Source organism: Roseivirga sp. E12, from assembly GCF_017592825.1.
In the GTDB taxonomy this organism is placed as follows: domain Bacteria; phylum Bacteroidota; class Bacteroidia; order Cytophagales; family Cyclobacteriaceae; genus Roseivirga.
The window spans coordinates 82,432-99,227 of record NZ_JAGFMD010000010.1 but is presented as its reverse complement, the minus strand read 5'-3'; the positions used below and the strand labels follow the sequence as shown (position 1 = coordinate 99,227).

The 16,796-nt window shown below is 39.5% G+C and carries 24 protein-coding genes; 13 read left to right on the top strand and 11 right to left on the bottom strand.

Going from position 1 to position 16,796, the window contains the following annotated elements:
* Positions 1 to 146 precede the first annotated feature (146 nt).
* From J4E76_RS18810 to J4E76_RS18800, 3 genes are read right to left on the bottom strand one after another with little or no spacing between them, the layout of a single operon-like run.
* Complete coding sequence (locus J4E76_RS18810) at positions 147 to 785, bottom strand: hypothetical protein (RefSeq protein ID WP_208506340.1); 639 nt, start codon at positions 783 to 785, stop codon at positions 147 to 149.
* Entirely contained in the window at positions 782 to 1,561 is a 780-nt protein-coding gene (locus J4E76_RS18805) for an ABC transporter permease (protein WP_208506339.1), read from the bottom strand. Before J4E76_RS18805 ends, J4E76_RS18810 begins: the two co-directional genes overlap by 4 nt.
* Entirely contained in the window at positions 1,558 to 2,475 is a 918-nt protein-coding gene (locus tag J4E76_RS18800) for an ABC transporter ATP-binding protein (RefSeq protein ID WP_208506338.1), read from the bottom strand. The genes J4E76_RS18805 and J4E76_RS18800 overlap by 4 nt, the downstream gene beginning before the upstream one ends.
* Before the next feature lie 182 nt (positions 2,476 to 2,657).
* On the opposite strand from J4E76_RS18800, the gene J4E76_RS18795 reads away from it, so the two are divergent.
* The 4 genes from J4E76_RS18795 (at position 2,658) to J4E76_RS18780 (ending at position 6,503) form a co-directional block, all read left to right on the top strand.
* Positions 2,658 to 3,719 carry a sensor histidine kinase gene (locus J4E76_RS18795; protein WP_208506337.1) on the top strand — a complete coding sequence of 354 codons (1,062 nt, stop codon included), beginning with the start codon at positions 2,658 to 2,660 and terminating at the stop codon, positions 3,717 to 3,719.
* On the top strand, positions 3,720 to 4,415 hold the full coding sequence (locus J4E76_RS18790; protein WP_208506336.1) for a LytTR family DNA-binding domain-containing protein: 696 nt from the start codon (positions 3,720 to 3,722) through the stop codon (positions 4,413 to 4,415).
* Between the two features lie 79 nt (positions 4,416 to 4,494).
* Complete coding sequence (locus J4E76_RS18785) at positions 4,495 to 5,163, top strand: TetR family transcriptional regulator C-terminal domain-containing protein (protein ID WP_208506335.1); 669 nt, start codon at positions 4,495 to 4,497, stop codon at positions 5,161 to 5,163.
* A 20-nt stretch (positions 5,164 to 5,183) separates the two neighbouring features.
* Positions 5,184 to 6,503 (top strand): AarF/ABC1/UbiB kinase family protein, encoded by a 1,320-nt coding sequence (locus tag J4E76_RS18780; RefSeq protein WP_208506334.1) that lies wholly within the window; start codon positions 5,184 to 5,186, stop codon positions 6,501 to 6,503.
* Here J4E76_RS18780 and J4E76_RS18775 read toward each other — a convergent pair.
* Together J4E76_RS18775 and J4E76_RS18770 are read right to left on the bottom strand one after the other, a co-directional pair.
* Entirely contained in the window at positions 6,500 to 6,844 is a 345-nt protein-coding gene (locus tag J4E76_RS18775) for a hypothetical protein (protein ID WP_208506333.1), read from the bottom strand. The two genes, J4E76_RS18780 and J4E76_RS18775, sit on opposite strands and share 4 nt — an antisense overlap.
* A 52-nt stretch (positions 6,845 to 6,896) precedes the next feature.
* Positions 6,897 to 7,355 carry a GNAT family N-acetyltransferase gene (locus J4E76_RS18770; RefSeq protein ID WP_208506332.1) on the bottom strand — a complete coding sequence of 153 codons (459 nt, stop codon included), beginning with the start codon at positions 7,353 to 7,355 and terminating at the stop codon, positions 6,897 to 6,899.
* A gap of 153 nt (positions 7,356 to 7,508) precedes the next feature.
* Between J4E76_RS18770 and J4E76_RS18765 the strand changes: the two genes are divergently transcribed.
* The gene (locus J4E76_RS18765; protein ID WP_208506331.1) at positions 7,509 to 8,030 is read left to right on the top strand and encodes a hypothetical protein; all 522 of its coding nucleotides are present in this window, start codon (positions 7,509 to 7,511) and stop codon (positions 8,028 to 8,030) included.
* A 105-nt stretch (positions 8,031 to 8,135) separates the two neighbouring features.
* Here the strand turns inward: J4E76_RS18765 and J4E76_RS18760 are convergent, their stop codons facing one another.
* Complete coding sequence (locus tag J4E76_RS18760; protein ID WP_370592821.1) at positions 8,136 to 8,606, bottom strand: GNAT family N-acetyltransferase; 471 nt, start codon at positions 8,604 to 8,606, stop codon at positions 8,136 to 8,138.
* A gap of 65 nt (positions 8,607 to 8,671) precedes the next feature.
* Here J4E76_RS18760 and J4E76_RS18755 point away from each other — a divergent pair, with 65 nt between their 5' ends.
* Positions 8,672 to 9,268 (top strand): hypothetical protein, encoded by a 597-nt coding sequence (locus tag J4E76_RS18755; RefSeq protein ID WP_208506330.1) that lies wholly within the window; start codon positions 8,672 to 8,674, stop codon positions 9,266 to 9,268.
* Positions 9,269 to 9,270: 2 nt separating this feature from the next.
* Here the strand turns inward: J4E76_RS18755 and J4E76_RS18750 are convergent, their stop codons facing one another.
* The 5 genes from J4E76_RS18750 to J4E76_RS18730 form a co-directional block, all read right to left on the bottom strand.
* Positions 9,271 to 9,708: a VOC family protein gene (locus J4E76_RS18750; RefSeq protein ID WP_208506329.1), complete on the bottom strand. Its 438-nt coding sequence runs from the start codon at positions 9,706 to 9,708 to the stop codon at positions 9,271 to 9,273.
* Positions 9,689 to 9,928 carry a hypothetical protein gene (locus J4E76_RS18745; protein WP_208506328.1) on the bottom strand — a complete coding sequence of 80 codons (240 nt, stop codon included), beginning with the start codon at positions 9,926 to 9,928 and terminating at the stop codon, positions 9,689 to 9,691. The genes J4E76_RS18750 and J4E76_RS18745 overlap by 20 nt, the downstream gene beginning before the upstream one ends.
* A complete protein-coding gene (locus J4E76_RS18740) occupies positions 9,921 to 10,343 on the bottom strand; it encodes a DUF1801 domain-containing protein (RefSeq protein ID WP_208506327.1) in 423 nt (140 codons plus the stop codon). The genes J4E76_RS18745 and J4E76_RS18740 overlap by 8 nt, the downstream gene beginning before the upstream one ends.
* A gap of 63 nt (positions 10,344 to 10,406) precedes the next feature.
* A complete protein-coding gene (locus J4E76_RS18735) occupies positions 10,407 to 11,123 on the bottom strand; it encodes a hypothetical protein (protein ID WP_208506326.1) in 717 nt (238 codons plus the stop codon).
* A 19-nt stretch (positions 11,124 to 11,142) separates the two neighbouring features.
* Positions 11,143 to 11,508: a diacylglycerol kinase family protein gene (locus J4E76_RS18730; protein ID WP_208506325.1), complete on the bottom strand. Its 366-nt coding sequence runs from the start codon at positions 11,506 to 11,508 to the stop codon at positions 11,143 to 11,145.
* An 87-nt stretch (positions 11,509 to 11,595) separates the two neighbouring features.
* Here J4E76_RS18730 and J4E76_RS18725 point away from each other — a divergent pair, with 87 nt between their 5' ends.
* From J4E76_RS18725 to J4E76_RS18695, 7 genes are all read left to right on the top strand, one after another.
* Positions 11,596 to 12,609: a tetratricopeptide repeat protein gene (locus J4E76_RS18725; protein WP_208506324.1), complete on the top strand. Its 1,014-nt coding sequence runs from the start codon at positions 11,596 to 11,598 to the stop codon at positions 12,607 to 12,609.
* A gap of 160 nt (positions 12,610 to 12,769) precedes the next feature.
* The gene (locus J4E76_RS18720; RefSeq protein WP_208506323.1) at positions 12,770 to 13,282 is read left to right on the top strand and encodes an RNA polymerase sigma factor; all 513 of its coding nucleotides are present in this window, start codon (positions 12,770 to 12,772) and stop codon (positions 13,280 to 13,282) included.
* Positions 13,272 to 13,817 (top strand): hypothetical protein, encoded by a 546-nt coding sequence (locus J4E76_RS18715; RefSeq protein WP_208506322.1) that lies wholly within the window; start codon positions 13,272 to 13,274, stop codon positions 13,815 to 13,817. Before J4E76_RS18720 ends, J4E76_RS18715 begins: the two co-directional genes overlap by 11 nt.
* Before the next feature lie 13 nt (positions 13,818 to 13,830).
* Complete coding sequence (locus J4E76_RS18710) at positions 13,831 to 14,361, top strand: DUF4252 domain-containing protein (protein WP_208506321.1); 531 nt, start codon at positions 13,831 to 13,833, stop codon at positions 14,359 to 14,361.
* Between the two features lie 76 nt (positions 14,362 to 14,437).
* Positions 14,438 to 14,986, top strand: a complete 549-nt coding sequence (locus J4E76_RS18705) for a DUF4252 domain-containing protein (RefSeq protein ID WP_208506320.1) — start codon at positions 14,438 to 14,440, stop codon at positions 14,984 to 14,986.
* 44 nt (positions 14,987 to 15,030) lie between these two features.
* Positions 15,031 to 15,936, top strand: coding sequence for an ABC transporter ATP-binding protein (locus tag J4E76_RS18700; RefSeq protein WP_208506319.1), 906 nt, complete (start codon positions 15,031 to 15,033; stop codon positions 15,934 to 15,936).
* Entirely contained in the window at positions 15,933 to 16,745 is an 813-nt protein-coding gene (locus J4E76_RS18695; RefSeq protein ID WP_208506318.1) for an ABC transporter permease, read from the top strand. The genes J4E76_RS18700 and J4E76_RS18695 overlap by 4 nt, the downstream gene beginning before the upstream one ends.
* Positions 16,746 to 16,796: the final 51 nt, after the last annotated feature.

Below are 16,796 nucleotides of genomic sequence, written 5' to 3'. Positions count from 1 at the left end.
GTGAGGAGTCATGAAGTCTAGATCTTCACCTAATCACCTAATCACCTAATCACCTAATCACCTAATCACCCAATAAAAAAAAGAACCCCAGCCGCGTAACAGCCAGGGCACGATTTGGATGTATAAAATCCCACGAGTGGGATACCTTAAAGACGATCAGGATTAGTGTATGTTTCCTGTATATCATCATTTTTTATTCTTTTTGAGATTAATTGGTTTACCACAACACCAATTACACCGGTTATACTAAGTGCCCAAGCCAATTGAAGGTTTACGTATGAGACAGGAACCGAACAAATGATAACAAGTACAGCAAGGGTCCAATAGCGGTCTGCCTTGAGGCTTTTCCTCACTATGGGTGCCTTCCTCACCTCCGAAAAACTGTCTGTGAGAATGAACTTGAGCTTGTGATAGTCAAAAGCTAATAGCCATGCATTTAATAAGAGTAAGAATGCATTGACATAAGGAGTTCCTGACCATTTCATGCTTACCGTTACCATCAGTATGTTCAAAATGATAGGGAAGCATAAAATTGCCCCAAGTGTGGCAAAGCGTTGCGTAAATAGTAGAAGTCCGGCAATAATTTGACTGCCTGCAATAAATCTTGCATACATACCCAAATCATGCTCAGCCAGTCTTTCCTCAAGCCATACAGGACCAATAATTCCTGGGAACTGATGCTCGAAGTACAGTTTAGACATACCTGCCGTGAAAAATATCAACCCAAGGAATAGTCTAATGAGTACTATGATACTTGGGTGATATTTTCGGAAAGTCGAGATCATATGATTCGCTTTCTAAGCTTCTCTACTCCGCCAAGAACAAAGACGACTACTGCTAGGCCTAGGCTTCTGTAGACGAATTCTAAATTTCCCCAGACCTGAAACTCAGGGTCTCTCAAATTGCCCAAACCTAATATTTGATAGCCGTAAGGGTGATAAGGAGCGTATTTCCATCCTTGAGAGAGGATCATAAATGAAATAAAACCACCAATACCTATACCTAGAGGTAATATAAGGTTCTTCCATCGCTGACTCATCCAGAATTGAAGAGAAGCGTAACCCATGGTCATCAAAAATACCTTGAAGGGCAATGCAAAGAATAGACTCTTATCAAATGTTTGGTCAAAGCCCAAGTCGGGTTTAAGTAATCCAACAACCTGTCCCGCAAGTACAGAGAATATGCCGAACAGCATAAGGCTCATGAAGATCATAAAAGTGAAGACTTTTACTTTTGAAAAGTACACTACACCTCTTGATAGTGGTTGTGTATAGATCAGCTTCCAAGTGTTAGAATTGTGTTCAATGCTATTCACAAACAGTGCGACTATCATCACAAAGAATGGAAACAAGAAATTTCCGGGGTCTATGCTAAACTGGAGTAGCATTTGCCAAGGATTTCCACCGTTAGCCATTACCTGTTCACCACGTGTTAGGAATATAATCAGGTTAATGATGGGTATAAATGCTGGTCCTAATATGAGAAACCATAATATGAATGTTCTTCTGAACTTATATAGTTCAGCTGATATTCCTCTTTTTAAAGCGATTGCAGCATTCATTGGTCTAATTTTTTAGTGATGTTCAAAAAGATTGATTCTAGGTTTTGTTCGGAAGTCTTCAATTGATAAACCTCTAGGTTCTTGTCTACCAGCGCCTTGTTGATTTGGGCAACTTCTAACTTCTCCACAATGGGTACATGGATTGAGCGACCATTTTGCTCTGAAACAGTATAGTTCATCGATTTCAATAGCTCAGCAGCTTGTGAGACTTCGTTGGTCTCAATGATCAGCTCTAGTCCGCTATTATCTTGCTGGAGACCTTCTAGCTTTCCTTGATACAAGATTTTTCCTTGGTCAATGATCGCGACATCAGTAGCTAGCTTCTCAATTTCCGATAGAATATGGCTTGAAAGGAAGATTGTCTTTCCGTGTTCTTTGTTGAGCTCTATGATCAATTCGCGCATCTCAATGATTCCACTAGGATCTAATCCGTTTGTGGGTTCGTCAAGAATCAATAAGTCAGGGTCAGTTAACAATGCTCCTGCAAGGCCAAGCCGTTGGCACATCCCTAGAGAATAGTTTTTGGCTTTCTTGTCAGCGTTGTCTACTAAGCGAACAATTTTCAACACCTCATCGATTCGTTCTTTAGGCACATCCACCATCTTTCGAATTACCTCTAGGTTTTGCCTACCACTGAGGTGCTTATAAATGGAAGGGTTTTCAATTAGCGCTCCGACTCTACCTAAGATTTCGACTTTGTTAGCCCTAAGCTCTTTTCCAAAAATTTGTACTTGACCGTCTTTAGGATGGAAGAGGTCTAGTAAAACTCTGATGGTCGTGGTTTTACCTGCTCCGTTTGGCCCTAGAAATCCGTAAATACTTCCTTTTGGAACCTCAAGGTTGATTTGATCCAGGGCCTTGAAATCTTTGAAGTAGAAATCTAGGCCATGGGTCTGAATGATTGGTTCTGACATAGTTTTGATATTTAGTGGGATGACGCGTAAAATACTGGCTTTGATAACCTGAATTTTTTTTACTCGACCACTTCAGACATTCTCTATACGAAATTACTTTCTGAATCTACCAAATTGTGAGAGCAGCAAAAGCCTTGAATTGGAGTGTGATAGATGTATAAAGAATGCATTACTTTTAGGCTATGTCGTCCTTATTTAGATGGTTGAAATTGCACTATAGGCAAGTAACAGTAGTGACCTTGCATGTATTGGCTTGGGTGCTTTATGTTGCCTTTTATAGTTTGGCATATGTTCAGCAAAGCGGCAATCAAAACTATCGTGCTTTATTTATGCTGTCTATTCTTTTGACAGATCTGCCGCTATTTTACTACTACTACTTAAGTGCTATTCCGAGACTATTGGTACGCAAAAAAGTCTGGAGGTTTATTCTTGTCACTGTCTTTGTTTCCCTTGCTTATCCACTGGCACGCTATGGCTTGGACATTCTTTTTGTCAATTACTTCGATGATGGAGTAACACCGCTAACTAATATCGCTGTTGGTGATTTTAATGTGGTCTTTGGTATTAGGCTCCTCGCAGCGCTCTTTGTGGTTGCCATGGCGGGTATTGGTAAATTCACATTTGATTGGTTTGAAAATCAGAGGATCCGCAGAGAGTTGGAAAACCAGAACCTTTCAAGTGAACTGGCATTTTTAAAATCACAAATCAACCCACATTTCCTTTTCAATACATTGAACAATATTCATACACTGGCTTACAAGAAGTCTGATGATGCACCTGAGGCAATCATGAAGCTTTCAGACCTAATGCGCTATATGATCTATGAGTCGGATGTAGAGTTTGTTCCTCTAGAAAGAGAAATTCAACACTTAAAAAGTTTTGTAACGCTTCAGGAATTACGATTCAAGACGAAAGGGATTGTGACTTTTGAGTTTGAAGGAGATATGAGCCAAAAGAAGATCGCACCTTTGGTTTTGTTACCCTTCATAGAAAACGCATTCAAACATGGCTTTGATTTGAATAAGGATGCAGCGATTAAAGTCAGTCTGAAGTCTGGTGATCAATTGGTTTATGAAGTTGAGAACCCATTGACTCCTTCTGGTATGGCAGTACATAAGGATCAAGTAGGAGGTATTGGGCTTGAAAATATCAGGCGAAGATTGGATATCATTTATAAGGACAAGCACACATTGTCGGTGGATGAATCGTCTAATAGTTTTAGGATAAAGTTAACGATCGAATAAATGGAGAATATTAAATGTGTGATTGTCGATGATGAACCGTTAGCCATTGAGATACTTCAGGCCTATGTAGAAAAAGCCCCTTGGCTAGACTGCATTGCTACATTCGACTCGGGAATTGATGCAATTACTTTTTTGAATAACAATCCCGTGGATCTGTTGTTTTTGGATATTCAAATGCCCGATTTGACCGGAATTCAGCTGGCCGAACATATTAAGGGAAAATGCGATATTGTCTTCACGACTGCCTATCACGAATATGCTATTGAAGGCTTTGAGCTTGAAGCCATGGACTATCTGTTGAAACCTATTTCCTTCGATCGTTTTTTACGATCAGCACAAAGGGCACAGAGGCAAAATGAGAAACCCACATTGGAAGCGACTGACTACATTTTTGTAAAAAGTGAATATAAAATCAAGAAAATTGAGCTTGCTGATATCCTATATATCGAGGGTATGAAAGACTACTTGAGAATAGTCACCAAGCAGGAGAAAGTCATGACGCTTCAAAGTTTCTCCAAACTAGTACCGGTGTTACCTCCTTCCAAATTCGTTCGAGTTCACAAGTCTTTTGTTATCGCTTTGGATGCCATTGATAGCGTTGAGAAGAGCAAAATTAAAGTAGCTGATCAACTGATTCCGATAAGCGAATCTTATAGAGAAACTTTTTTTGAGATAATCCAAAGAAAAGCGGTCTAAGCACCAACTTTTATTCTCCATTTTCGAAAATATAAGGTGATAAGTCTAACCTTTTCACTTAATCAAATGTTATCGGGTCATGGAAGGAACAGCAGTTAAGAAAAAGCCGAGAACCAAGGCGAATCCAGCTCAAAAAATCAAGGAGGCATATATTGATTTTGTTCTTGAGAATGGGTCTAAACCAGTCTCTATCTTCAAGTTTGTAAAAGAGCTCAAAGTCAAGGAAGAATTGTTTTATGACCATTTCAACTCTTTCGACAATGTCGAAAAGGAGATTTGGTCTGATATGTTCGAAAGTACCATCAAGGCAATTAGCGCTGAAGAGGTATACAATGAATATTCTGCTCGCGAAAAGCTTCTGGCCTTCTTCTATACATGGATTGAAAGCCTTAAATCTAATAGGAGCTTCATTTTACAGTCGATTCCTAAGAGAATGAAACCAGAGATTACACCTTATTATTTGGAACATGTACGAAATGGATTCAAAGAGTGGGTGGCTGATCTGCTCCTTGAGGCGAAAGAGACAGAGGAAGTAACAACCCGACCTATTATCAGTGATAGGTATGATGATGCTATTTGGCTACAATTCCTTTTCATACTAGGGTTTTGGGTAAAAGATGACAGCAAGTCATTTGAAAAGACTGATGCAGCTATTGAAAAATCAGTAAACCTGGCGTTTGATTTAATGGGCCGAGGGCCATTAGACGCCATGGTTGATTTTGGAAAGTTCCTGTTTCAGAATAGGTAAAAACTAACAGATAGAAGGGAATGAAGGAGCAGTCGAAAATACCAACATCAAAAGTCCAACGCGCAGCCAAGTTTGTAAAGACAGGTGCAAAAGTAGGAGGGAACTATGTGAAGCATTATGCTAAAAAGGTAGTAAACCCCTCATTGACTAAAGAGGGCTTGCACGAGGATAATGCTCGTGATATCTATAATTCACTGAGTGAACTGAAAGGGAGTGCTCTGAAGGTTGCACAGATGATGAGTATGGACAAGAATATGCTGCCAACTGCCTATCAGGATAAGTTCTCAATGGCTCAGTATAGTGCTCCACCACTTTCATATCCTTTGGTTGTGAAGACCTTCCAGCAATACTTTAAGGAATCTCCGTCTGCCATTTTTGATACTTTTTCGAAGAATGCAAAAAATGCAGCTTCTATCGGTCAAGTCCACGAAGCAACACAAGGTGATAAGAAATTAGCGGTAAAAATACAGTATCCGGGTGTTGCAGATAGCGTGAAGTCAGACCTCAAATTGGTGCGCCCATTTGCTGTCCGTTTAATGAATTTGAATGAGAAAGACCTAGACCACTATATGGAAGAGGTCGAAACAAAACTCTTGGAAGAAACTGACTACCTGTTGGAGGTGGAGCGCTCGATAGAAATATCAGAAGCTTGTAGTCATATTGAAAATCTTAGGTTTCCGAAATATTACCCTCAATTTTCAGCAGGTAGAGTGATAACCATGGACTGGTTAGATGGGAAAGTATTGAAAGAGTTTATACAAACGAATCCTGATCAAGAAACACGTGATAAAGTGGGGCAGGCCATGTGGGATTTCTACGATTATCAAATTCATTCTCTCAGACAAGTACATGCCGATCCTCATCCGGGGAATTTTATCATTAGTGACGATGGTGTGCTTGGTGTAATCGATTTTGGTTGTGTAAAAGTCATTCCAGACGAATTTTATGACCCATACTTCAGTCTAATCAGGAAGGATATGCTAACTGCAGGTCCAGAATTAGATAATACATTTAAGCAACTTCAGTTTATCTATGATTCAGATTCTGTAGAGGACAAAGCTTATTTCTCGGAGGTAATCAAAGATATGATGGGGTTATTGGGACAACCGTTTCACCAAAATGAATTTGATTTCGGAGATGATTCATACTTTCAAAAAATCTTCGAAATGGGAGAAGTGATTTCTGAGTCTAAAAAATTCCGTGAATCAGAGAAGGCAAGAGGAGCTAGAGATGGACTCTATATCAATAGAACCTATTTTGGTCTTTACAATATTCTTAACGAATTGAAGGCCAGAGTCAGAACTACCAAGCCAGAATGGGCGGCTAGAGTAGCCGTTTAATCCTGAAATGTTAGGCCAGTGGGTAGCGTCAGTTGTGCAGTGCTTATTGACTTAATTGACATTTTAGAAACATGGAAGTTCCTTTCGAAATCCTCATTGAAATCCGAAGGTTTGCGAAGTGTGGCAATTAATCTACCAGCCTCGTCATATACTTCAAAGTGAATCAAGCCTTCTTGGATGATTTTCTTCATATCCTCAAAAAGTACGTTGCGATCCTTTTGGATATTTCTTTTTACAAAACCGAATACAGATTCTGAGATATTGCGGGGGGCAATTCTATCATTCATAGCGCATGCTATGAAGAGTACGAGGGCGAAAAGATAGGTGAATACTTTTCTCATTGTCAAAATAGGTACGCGTCTAACAACGAATACCCTACCACAAGATAGGTAATTATTTGAAATGGAATTTCATGCCTTCATGGGAGGCTTTAAAACCAAGTTTTTCATAAAACCTGATTGCATCTGGCCTTTGCTTGTCTGTAGTCAGTTGAAGTACATGAGCGCCTCTCTGTTTTGCCCGTAGAATGGCCCATTCAAAGAACTCTTTTCCAAGTCCCTTTCCTCGATAATCCTTTCGAATTCTTACTGCCTCTATTTGAGCTCTGACGCCACCTTGATAAGTTAAATACTGGATAAAACTCAATTGTAAAGTGCCAATGATTTCTTTATCCACTTCCACTACAATCAATTCTTGGTTCTGATCATTATCAATGGCTTTGAAGGCATCTTTATAGCTTGAATGGATCGGCAGTTGAAAGTTTTCGCGCTGCCGACCAAGCTCGTCATCAGCGAGCATTTCCACAATGTGTTTAACATCTTCGTTATTGGCTTTTCGAAAGGATAACTGCATGAAATCAATAAAGATTATTTTGAGAACAGAAGCAAATATTCTATCACCCTAATGCTTTTGATATGCTGTTCGTTTGAATAATTCGGTTGTTAGTCGAAAGGGCAGTAGGGAGTTGTCCAAAGAGTGTATTTTCGGTTGGTTTAAACAAGTAAGATGAAAAAAAGCTATATCATTTCAATAGTATTAGTAGTACTGATAACACTGAGTTGTAGCGCTCCAACTAGTGAGGTTGAAACCTGGCAGTTGGTCTATCGCAATGATTCTAATGGTGAAGCGCTGTCTGGTAATAAGGCTGAATTGATTGATGCGGTAAGAAATGGTTTACCTATCAGGATAGGCTTTGGGGGAAGAAGTCAGGTTGACACCACACGTTCGGTAGAGCACACGGCTGATGCCCAATTTCTAAGCATAATTGATGGAGAAGAGGTCTTTGCACAAATCACTCAGATTATAGGACAGGCTCCGGCAAGAGAAAGGGATGGAACAAAAATCCGGTTTCGCACAAATAATAAGTGGACTTCCATTAGAGGTACGAATGGATATGCTACTGGTTTAATGGTTGACTATCTGGCGGACACGCTGGCGGGTACACCCGCAGACTCCAAAAGAGGCACCAGCTGGTTTGTTTACAAAAAGAAGGTTATTGAAAATGGGGCAAAACCACTTTACGACTAGGAATGAATTTGATAGTTAATGATTATCGGAAAACGATATGACAAAAATGATCTTCTAGAACAACTCAATTTATCAAAAGAAGATGTTCGGAGCTCACGATTCAGACTAGGCTTGATCTTTGGTCCAGTGTATTTTTACAGCGGAAACAGTACTTTCAATTCTTTTGGAAGGCAGCACTTTGAAATCATTTTTTGTGTAGAAGAGTAGAGGAGACTGATAAGGACTACCATCAAGTTTCTGGTAGTCATTGTGATCAACGACCCAACCATTCAATTCCCTGTTCATTTTCTTTATTTCAGAAAGGAGTTTATGTCCATACCCTTTTCCTTGTAAACTAGAACCGATTATAATAGCAAACCATTTCTCATTATCTCTATTAAATGTATTTGCCCAACCTTTGATTTCACCCTGGTCTGTAGAAATTAGATAATGGCTTATATCTGTGAGTTGATCTAAATACTTGTCAAACTCTTCTTCTGTCTGATAATGCAATTGAATGGGGTATTCTTTATTCCATAATGCGATTACGGAAGTTTTTTGTGCTGCAGATAAAGTTGAAACCATTAGAGTTTTCACTCTGCAATTTTACGAATGTCTGGCTTAAATCATATCTTGAGATATTACAAGACAATAACTCAGACATGGTACTCTATAAATATCGCGACTTCAATAATCTGGAGTTTGCCCTTGATATCTTCGTTAATCAAAGACTCTTTGCCGCAAACTTTAAGACCCTAAATGACCCAATGGAGGGTCGATTTGTCTATACAAAAGGCCTGTTACGGCCGGGGGAATTGATGGAAATTAGAGGTTCTAAGGCTCGCTATAACATTCTTTCTTTGGGGCAAGCTCCAAATAATATGTTGATGTGGTCTTATTATTCTGGAGGACATGCTGGTTTTGTGGTTGGTGTAGAGATAACTGATGACAATACGGAAGTAGAGCCTGTGCAATACGTTGAAGAGCTGAGGCTTGAAGGAGTTCAGGACAACGTGCCCAAACATATTTTAAGCAGAAAACTCAGGCTTTGGGACCATGAACAGGAATATCGAGTATTCAAGCAAAACGAAAATTTCGTTAAAGTCGAAGTCAAAGAGTTAATATTTGGTCTCAAGACTGATAGTAATAAGAAGGAAATACTAACCAAAATAGCAAGACAGTTTTGTCCTGAAATAGAAGTGAGGACAATTACCCGAGACCAGCTTGACACTGGAGAAGATTTTGATAATGATTTTTGAGTTTAAGGCTGCTGATCATTTATCTCTATCCAGTAGCCATTCGGATCTTGAAGATAGATTTGCCTAATGCCATCTGGCCGAATGGTGATGCCGCTTTTTTCGCCTTCCCAACTTTCAAAGTCGACTTTTCTATTCTCAAGATTAGCTATAAATGGCCTTAAGGCCTCTACTGAGAAACTATAATGCACAGACTTGGTCAGCTTAACCCCCGAAATGTCACCCTCAATCATATGAATCTGCTGACCATTTTCATTTTCAACCCAATCGATTAATGGATTACCTGTAGGGTCTTCAATGTTCTTGAAGCCGAGCACCTCGGTATAGAACTTTTTGCTCTCCTCCAGGTCGTTAACCACGATGGCCATGTGGTCAAAGCTTGTTTGGCCCCAAACTAGGTTTGATACCAGAAGCATGAATAAACTAAGAATTACTCTTTGCATTGCGCTTTTCTTTATACCATTTCATAGCCAAGTTCATTAATGCATAGCCACAAACCAAGCAGAAAATTGCATAAGGCCATTTACCCATATCAAAGCTCAAAAACTCGAATTCACTTTCCTTTGACCGGAAAAGAGAGTCTACGAAGTTTATGAGATAGAAAAGTCCTCCGATGAACATAAGTATGATCATCCAATTGGGCTTGATCTTTCGCTTAGCCATATTTTTTAGTCATGTAATCGTACGAACCCTGAACTAGTTCTTCAAGTACTTCACGATCCACATCATCAAGTTTTTTAATGTACAAACAAGACTTTCCTGTTTTGTGCTTACCTAAGTTTCCCATCAACTCAGGATATCTTTCAAAGCCTGGCATAATGTAGACTGTCACGTTTTGCGCACGAGGAGAGAAGCCTACTTTCATGAAGTCACCTTCACGTCCACTATCATATTTATAGTGATACTGGTCAAAACCTACAATAGAGGTGCCCCACATTTTTGCGGGAGTATTTGTCACCTTTTCCATCATAGCTTTTAGTTCTAAGCAGTCTGCTTTTTTCTGCTCATCCTTGACACCCGCTAAGAACTCTTCTACGCTGGCATCATTCTCTGTGGTCTTGTTTTGTGCTTTTCCCATAAAAAAATCGTTTCTCCAATTTAGGAAAAACGATTTAGTGATTCTACTCCTTTAGAATCTCTATTACTTTTGGGCGCGCTTCAGTTTTCTGAAGAATCTTTTGGCCCTTGCACTTTCTTTTAGTTCTAACAGCACTAAGGCATAACCGGCTTTTGGATTACCATCGGTGGACTGTATGAACTCTATTGATTCGATTAATTGCATATCAACCATATCTAAGGCAAAAGGCTGCCCTGCAATTATTCTGTTCCCTTTGAATGATAAAGCAATTGGGGGGGTATTCTCGGTAGCGAACCATCTTTTGGTTGTATTCCCTTTAAATTTAATAACACCATCTATAACCTCCACTGATGGATGTAGAGAGAAGGATGTCTTATTGTCAATCTCCACTTTCACATCTGTTTTGACAAGGGTAGGCAGTGATTTACCCGATTTGACCTTTTTGAAAAGAGTCTTATTATCCTCGTTACTTTTGAGTGTAACTATGACAACTCCATTTTTACCTCGTTCACGATATTTTCCAGTATCGGACCCTGCCTTGAGTACATCAACCGACCGAACTGCCTCTGTAGAAATCCCTGAAAGAATCTCTTCCCCGTTCTCAAATCCTAGATCTAATTCGTCACTGTCAACTTTTAGAATTATCAGAGGTTTTATGTCCGATGAATCTCTTGAGTTAACGAGAACACCAGGTTTCTGATTAATTGCTTTTTGGGTGTTTTGTGCCGTCAGAGACAAGCCCATGAAGGTAAAGAAGAGTGCGAAGGTTAGCTTTCCCATAGTTGTAGTTCTGAGTGTTTTATAAGCAAAAATGTGGCCAGAAAACTATCAATCCAATGGTTGCTGACGCGATAGCTGCAATCAATACGGCCCCGGCTGCGATGTCTTTTATTTTTCCTGCCAAAGGGTTTTGATTGGGTTCAATCAGGTCAACTAAACGTTCAATAGCCGTATTGATCATTTCCGTGACAAATACTAGAGCTATTGCTATGACTATCCATAGCCAGTCGTTTGACGAAACCTCAAAGTAAAAGCCTAAGGCAAGCGCTGTAAGTGCAGCAAATAGATGAATCCTAAAGTTATGCTCAGTCCATAATGTAGATCGTATACCCCGAAGAGCATACTTAAAACTTAAGAGTCTTTCCTTTAGGCTAAAGGGCTTCATATCCTATAAAAGTAGTGAATTGATCTAAACAAAGACTTGTCTTGGTTTCTACTCTTTTCACCCCTTATTTTGACCAAAATTTCGATGATGAAGAAAGTATTTGTGCTGCTTGTTTTGTGTGCCACGTTCGCATGTGATAGTGATGAAAACAAATCGGGTAGATTCTTTATCAAAGGTAATGAAGCGCTCAACAAGGGTGAGTATAACGAGGCTGTAAGGCTATACTCTGAGGCAATTGCAATCAACGATAAATATGTTGAGGCCTATAATAACAGGGGAGTAGCATATTATAGAGATAGAAAATATATCGAGGCTATAAACGATTACACGACTATTTTACTTCAGGTCGATCCAGAATTCAGCGATGCCAAAAGAAATAGGGTCAATGCCTACTTGGACGCTAAGCGATACGAAAAGGCACTGGAGGACCTTGATGATCTAGAGGGACTATTTCCTGATTCTGCTTATGTAGACTTTAATCGTGGTTTGGTCTATCACGAAATGAAAGACTTTATAAGGTCCATTGAAGCTTTCAATGCTGCTTTGATTAAAGATGAGGGCAATCCAGAAATATTGATCAACGCTGCTAATGGCTATTTTATGCTTAAAGACTTTGATAAGGCTGAAGGTTTATTGAACCAGGCCGAAATGATTGATGCTTCTGAGCCTAACATTTATAATACTCAAGCACTTATAGAAACAAGTAAAGAAAACTATGATGTAGCCCTTGACTTGGTGGAGGAAGCCCTGAAGCTAGATGCTACCAATCCGTACTTCCTTAATAACCGCGGGTTTATCTATTTAATGCAAGGAGATATTGTTAAGGCAGGGCCTGATATCCGAAGAGCGATAATAGGGGCTTCCGATAATGGATGGGGTTATCGCAACAGAGGGATACTTCTATACATGCAAGAAAATCACGAGGGAGCCATTCGAAATTTCGAACGGGCAGAAAAACTGGAAGGTAAAATCCCTCTAATGCTTGACTATTGGGTGGCTTCTTTAAAAGCGCTGGGACGTACGGAAGAAGCCTGTGAAAAAGTCCAGGGTTCTCCCGATGAAATAAAGCCTAAGACCAAGGCCGGGCTATCCTGCGGTTAGTCATAAAAGGCATGTGGCATTTCGACCATCCATTCCACTGAAAATCCTTTCTTACAAAAACGTCCAAATTCTGCGTTAAACAGTGCTTTTTTTAGGGAGTTAAAAAAAGTATTCAAATTGTGTTAACAAGGGTCAACATAGGCTCGTCTATTTTTTGATTATGGATGTATCACGCTTCAAAGCAGAGGTTTTACCCTTGAAGAATAAACTGTACCGCTTTGCACTCAACATTGTAAGAGATGAGGAGTTGGCAAAGGATGTTGTGCAGGAGTGTTTGATCAAGGTGTGGGAGAAAAGATCGGATGTCGATCTGATCCAAAATCTGGAAGCTTGGTGTATGCAGATTACCCGTAACAAGGCGCTGGATAAACTGAGATCGAAGCATGTAAAGAAGACCGACTTATTTGAAGTTGAATTCGATACAAGAAAAGAACGTGATACGCCATTTGTTGTAACTGAGCGAGAAGATCTAATGGGTAGAATCAAAGGGTTGATCGAAGCACTACCAAACAGACAACGTGAAGTAATGCAACTCAGAGATATTGAAGGCTTTAGCTATAAAGAGATAGCCGAAAATCTTGATATCGACATCAATCTGGTAAAAACAAATTTGTTTCGAGCCAGAAGAAAATTGAAAGAAAGCTTAATGAAAGTTGACGCTTATGGACTCTAGAAGAGCAGAATTATTAGAAAAGTACTGGGAAGCCGAGACCAGCCAAGAAGATGAAAGAGAACTTCGAAGCTTGATCAAAGAAGCTCAGGAAACAGATGAGACCGAAGAGGTGAAGGCACTGTTCGATCACTTCGAATCGGAAGCCAAGATAGAATTAGATGAGTCTTTTGACGATGCCATTCTTGAGCTAATCTCAGAAGAGGAAGAAACTAAGGTGATCAGCATATCAGGTTACTTTAAACAATATGCCAGCATAGCAGCAGCAGTAATTGTAATGGCAGTAAGCGGATATATGTTCGTGCAAAACCAGAATCAATATACCTCGGAAGATACTTTCGAGACACCTGAAGAGGCCTATGCTGAATTAAAAAGACAATTACTTGTGGTGTCTAACTACATGAATAAAGGAAATAATACAATGAATGAATTAGCTAGTCTTGGTAAAGCTGGCGCAGAAATTCAGGACCTGACTAGAATTAGTCAAGCGTCTGAAGGACTGGAACTACTGAGTGAAATGAATGTAAAAAACAATTAGAGGAAAATAGATAATGAAAAAGTTAGTATTAACAATGGTATTGGGCTTGTTTGCGATGTCTGCAAATGCTCAAAGTGATGCAATCTCAAAGTACTTCGAAAAGTATGTAGATGATCAGTCTTTTATGCACCTGAACTTCAGTGGCAAAATGTTCCAAATGATAGCTCAAATTGAATTTGAGGATCCTGATGAGCAGAAAATGGTTGAAGAGTCTTTGGGTAAAATAAAAAGAGTTCAAGTTTTAGGCAAAGACAAAGACGTTGATGGCCGTAAGATGTACAAAGAAGCCCTAGGGTTGATTGGTAAGGACTTTGAAGAGTTGATGTCTCTAAGAGAAGATGACAAAGACATTAGATTCATGATCAAAGAGAAGAATAACAAGATTGATGAGCTCTTTATGGTAATGGGAGGCGACAATGAATTCGGCCTTTTAAGTATCGTAGGAGATGGTATCGACTTGAACGCCATCTACAAACTATCCAAATCTATCGGTATGGAAGGTTTTGAGGAACTAGAGTTCCTCGATAAGAGAGGTGGCAACTAGAATATTGCTATTATGATTACAGAGGGTACCTCGGTACCCTCTGCTTTATTGGTCAAAGCTCAAAATAATTGGATGTATGAAGAAGCTTTTAATACTCAGTCTACTTTTAAGTATGACACTCAGCGGTTTTGCTCAAAGCCGAAGTGTCGAAAGATTTCGTCAGGACAATCGTCCTTCGACAACACTCTTCTTTTATAAGAGTACCCTCAAAATGATTTCTAGGATTGACTTAGGAGCCCTTGGTGGTGCCGATGTCAGCGAATTCCAAGACATGCCACCAATTGGTGATATGATCAAAGGAATTGAAAAGGTTAAGTTCTTCCTTTATGAAGATAATGACGACAGACACCGTGCTGGTAAATCTGACTTTGATGCCTTACGGGCCAACATAGAAGGAGAGGGCTACGAATCAATGATGTCTGCTCGAATAGAAGGGAATAACATGAACATTATGATGAAGGAAAGACGCGGTAAACCCCAGGGTTTTGTGGTCCTTATCACTATGGACGAAGGCTACAGCATTATAGATATCGAAGGCTATCCTGATGTGAATAATATTGTGAAGTTCTCTCAATTTATGAATAGCAATGGATCTAATATGGGGCTTCAAGAGGCCTTTAGATAAATAATACTGAGCTGCGGCTCATTTTTACTCAAAAACAACACGATTTGGATACTGTATTATCAATTAAAAATCTTTCCAAACACTATGGAAGGATCAAGGCTATAGACAACCTTTCTTTAGAAGTAAAAAAGGGAAATGTCTATGGTATTCTTGGCCCCAATGGTAGTGGAAAGACGACAACACTTGGAACGATTCTGAGTGTGATCAATCAAACCAGTGGAGATTTTGAATGGTTCGGAAAGCCGGCAACTCAAAATACTCGAAAACGAATAGGTGCTATTTTGGAGCACCCCATTTTTTACCCATACTTGACGGGAGTTCAAAACCTCAAAATCGTTTGCGATATAAAGGAGGTTTCTTACGACAGAGTTGAGGAGGTTCTCAAGCTTGTCGATCTAGATGAGCGAAAAGAGTCAAAGTTTAAAACATATTCGCTAGGAATGAAGCAGCGCTTGTCCATTGCTTCCGCAATGCTTTGCGATCCTGAGGTTTTAATTCTTGACGAACCTACAAACGGATTAGACCCCCAGGGTATTGCTGAAATTCGTGACTTGATTATGGATATTGCAAACAGCGGTAAAACCATCATCATTGCAAGTCACCTACTCGATGAAGTTCAGAAAGTTTGTACTCATTTCTGTGTTTTACAACGCGGTGTTTTGATTCATGATGGTTTGGTGGAAGATGTTGGCAAAGGCGATGTGATCGTAGAGGTTCGGGCTGATGCTGACAATTTGCTAGAGATTTTAGAACAGTCTGAGATGGCGAGCCATGTCAAGCGCGAGCTTGATAAATACACTTTGACAATGAAAAGTGGTTTCGCATCTAAAGAAATAAACGAGTACCTCTTTAAACAAGGAATCGTAGCCAAGCATTTGATTGTAAAGGTCAAAACGCTTGAAAAGCAGTTTTTAGAAATTTTAGCAGAGCAAAAAGGAGGTGGAAAATGATTAGGTTATTAAAAATCGAACTGCAGAAAGTAAGACCAAGTAGGTCTTTCAAAGTACTAGCAAGTATGTACTTTATTGCCCTAACATTGATTTGCGTAGGAGTGATGCCTTTCTTCCAATACCTCAAGAGTCGACTAACTGATTTTGACGTTGATGGTATTGATCCCACGATCATACCTTTCTATGAGTTTCCGGATATCTGGCAGAATATTACGAGTGTAGCCATTTGGTTTAAACTACTCTTGGGTTTTAGTCTGATTTACTCCATCACCAATGAATTTTCGTATCGTACGATTCGTCAGAATGTGATTGATGGTCTAAGTAAGAAGGAATTCATCATGAGTAAGATTATTATGGCCGGTTTCTTGAGTGTAGCATCTGCCGCCTTCCTTTTAGTATTAGGTTTGATAACAGGTTTAATCTACTCTACTGAAGTAAGTCTCGGTCTAATTCTGGAGGATATATACTTCATACCGGCTTTTGCTTTGCAACTGTTTACTTTCTTGGTTTTTACACTCTTTGTGGGGTCTTTGATCAAGAAGTCTATTATTTCAATGGGTATCTTGATTTTCTGGACGCTAGTGGTAGAGAATGTTATTTGGGGAAGGATGAGATACTTAGGCCAAGACTGGATTGAGTATGTTCTGCCGGTAAAGGCAATCAATCAATTGGTACATATTCCATTTCCGAAGTATGCACTCCAAGAGGTTCAAGACTTTATAACTATACCAGAATTAGCAGCTGTATTGTTTTATTTGGGATTGTTCTATTGGGCGACAACACGTCTTATTAGCAGAAGAGATTTATAAAACATTAACTTCTAAACCTAAAAAGCCACTCCGATATGTCAGAGTGGCTTT

What these genes read in the sequence shown, in the direction of transcription:
- J4E76_RS18770 (WP_208506332.1), bottom strand. Translation starts at nt 7,355, where the DNA reads ATGCAGTTATCCTTTCGAAAAGCCAATAACGAAGATGTTAAACACATT.
- J4E76_RS18735 (WP_208506326.1), bottom strand. Translation starts at nt 11,123, where the DNA reads ATGGGAAAGCTAACCTTCGCACTCTTCTTTACCTTCATGGGCTTGTCT.
- J4E76_RS18775 (WP_208506333.1), bottom strand. Translation starts at nt 6,844, where the DNA reads ATGAGAAAAGTATTCACCTATCTTTTCGCCCTCGTACTCTTCATAGCA.
- J4E76_RS18780 (WP_208506334.1), top strand. Translation starts at nt 5,184, where the DNA reads ATGAAGGAGCAGTCGAAAATACCAACATCAAAAGTCCAACGCGCAGCC.
- J4E76_RS18715 (WP_208506322.1), top strand. Translation starts at nt 13,272, where the DNA reads ATGGACTCTAGAAGAGCAGAATTATTAGAAAAGTACTGGGAAGCCGAG.
- J4E76_RS18705 (WP_208506320.1), top strand. Translation starts at nt 14,438, where the DNA reads ATGAAGAAGCTTTTAATACTCAGTCTACTTTTAAGTATGACACTCAGC.
- J4E76_RS18750 (WP_208506329.1), bottom strand. Translation starts at nt 9,708, where the DNA reads ATGCAAAGAGTAATTCTTAGTTTATTCATGCTTCTGGTATCAAACCTA.
- J4E76_RS18730 (WP_208506325.1), bottom strand. Translation starts at nt 11,508, where the DNA reads ATGAAGCCCTTTAGCCTAAAGGAAAGACTCTTAAGTTTTAAGTATGCT.
- J4E76_RS18765 (WP_208506331.1), top strand. Translation starts at nt 7,509, where the DNA reads ATGAAAAAAAGCTATATCATTTCAATAGTATTAGTAGTACTGATAACA.
- J4E76_RS18755 (WP_208506330.1), top strand. Translation starts at nt 8,672, where the DNA reads ATGGTACTCTATAAATATCGCGACTTCAATAATCTGGAGTTTGCCCTT.
- J4E76_RS18810 (WP_208506340.1), bottom strand. Translation starts at nt 785, where the DNA reads ATGATCTCGACTTTCCGAAAATATCACCCAAGTATCATAGTACTCATT.
- J4E76_RS18710 (WP_208506321.1), top strand. Translation starts at nt 13,831, where the DNA reads ATGAAAAAGTTAGTATTAACAATGGTATTGGGCTTGTTTGCGATGTCT.
- J4E76_RS18745 (WP_208506328.1), bottom strand. Translation starts at nt 9,928, where the DNA reads ATGGCTAAGCGAAAGATCAAGCCCAATTGGATGATCATACTTATGTTC.
- J4E76_RS18720 (WP_208506323.1), top strand. Translation starts at nt 12,770, where the DNA reads ATGGATGTATCACGCTTCAAAGCAGAGGTTTTACCCTTGAAGAATAAA.
- J4E76_RS18790 (WP_208506336.1), top strand. Translation starts at nt 3,720, where the DNA reads ATGGAGAATATTAAATGTGTGATTGTCGATGATGAACCGTTAGCCATT.
- J4E76_RS18740 (WP_208506327.1), bottom strand. Translation starts at nt 10,343, where the DNA reads ATGGGAAAAGCACAAAACAAGACCACAGAGAATGATGCCAGCGTAGAA.
- J4E76_RS18695 (WP_208506318.1), top strand. Translation starts at nt 15,933, where the DNA reads ATGATTAGGTTATTAAAAATCGAACTGCAGAAAGTAAGACCAAGTAGG.
- J4E76_RS18725 (WP_208506324.1), top strand. Translation starts at nt 11,596, where the DNA reads ATGAAGAAAGTATTTGTGCTGCTTGTTTTGTGTGCCACGTTCGCATGT.
- J4E76_RS18805 (WP_208506339.1), bottom strand. Translation starts at nt 1,561, where the DNA reads ATGAATGCTGCAATCGCTTTAAAAAGAGGAATATCAGCTGAACTATAT.
- J4E76_RS18795 (WP_208506337.1), top strand. Translation starts at nt 2,658, where the DNA reads ATGTCGTCCTTATTTAGATGGTTGAAATTGCACTATAGGCAAGTAACA.
- J4E76_RS18800 (WP_208506338.1), bottom strand. Translation starts at nt 2,475, where the DNA reads ATGTCAGAACCAATCATTCAGACCCATGGCCTAGATTTCTACTTCAAA.
- J4E76_RS18785 (WP_208506335.1), top strand. Translation starts at nt 4,495, where the DNA reads ATGGAAGGAACAGCAGTTAAGAAAAAGCCGAGAACCAAGGCGAATCCA.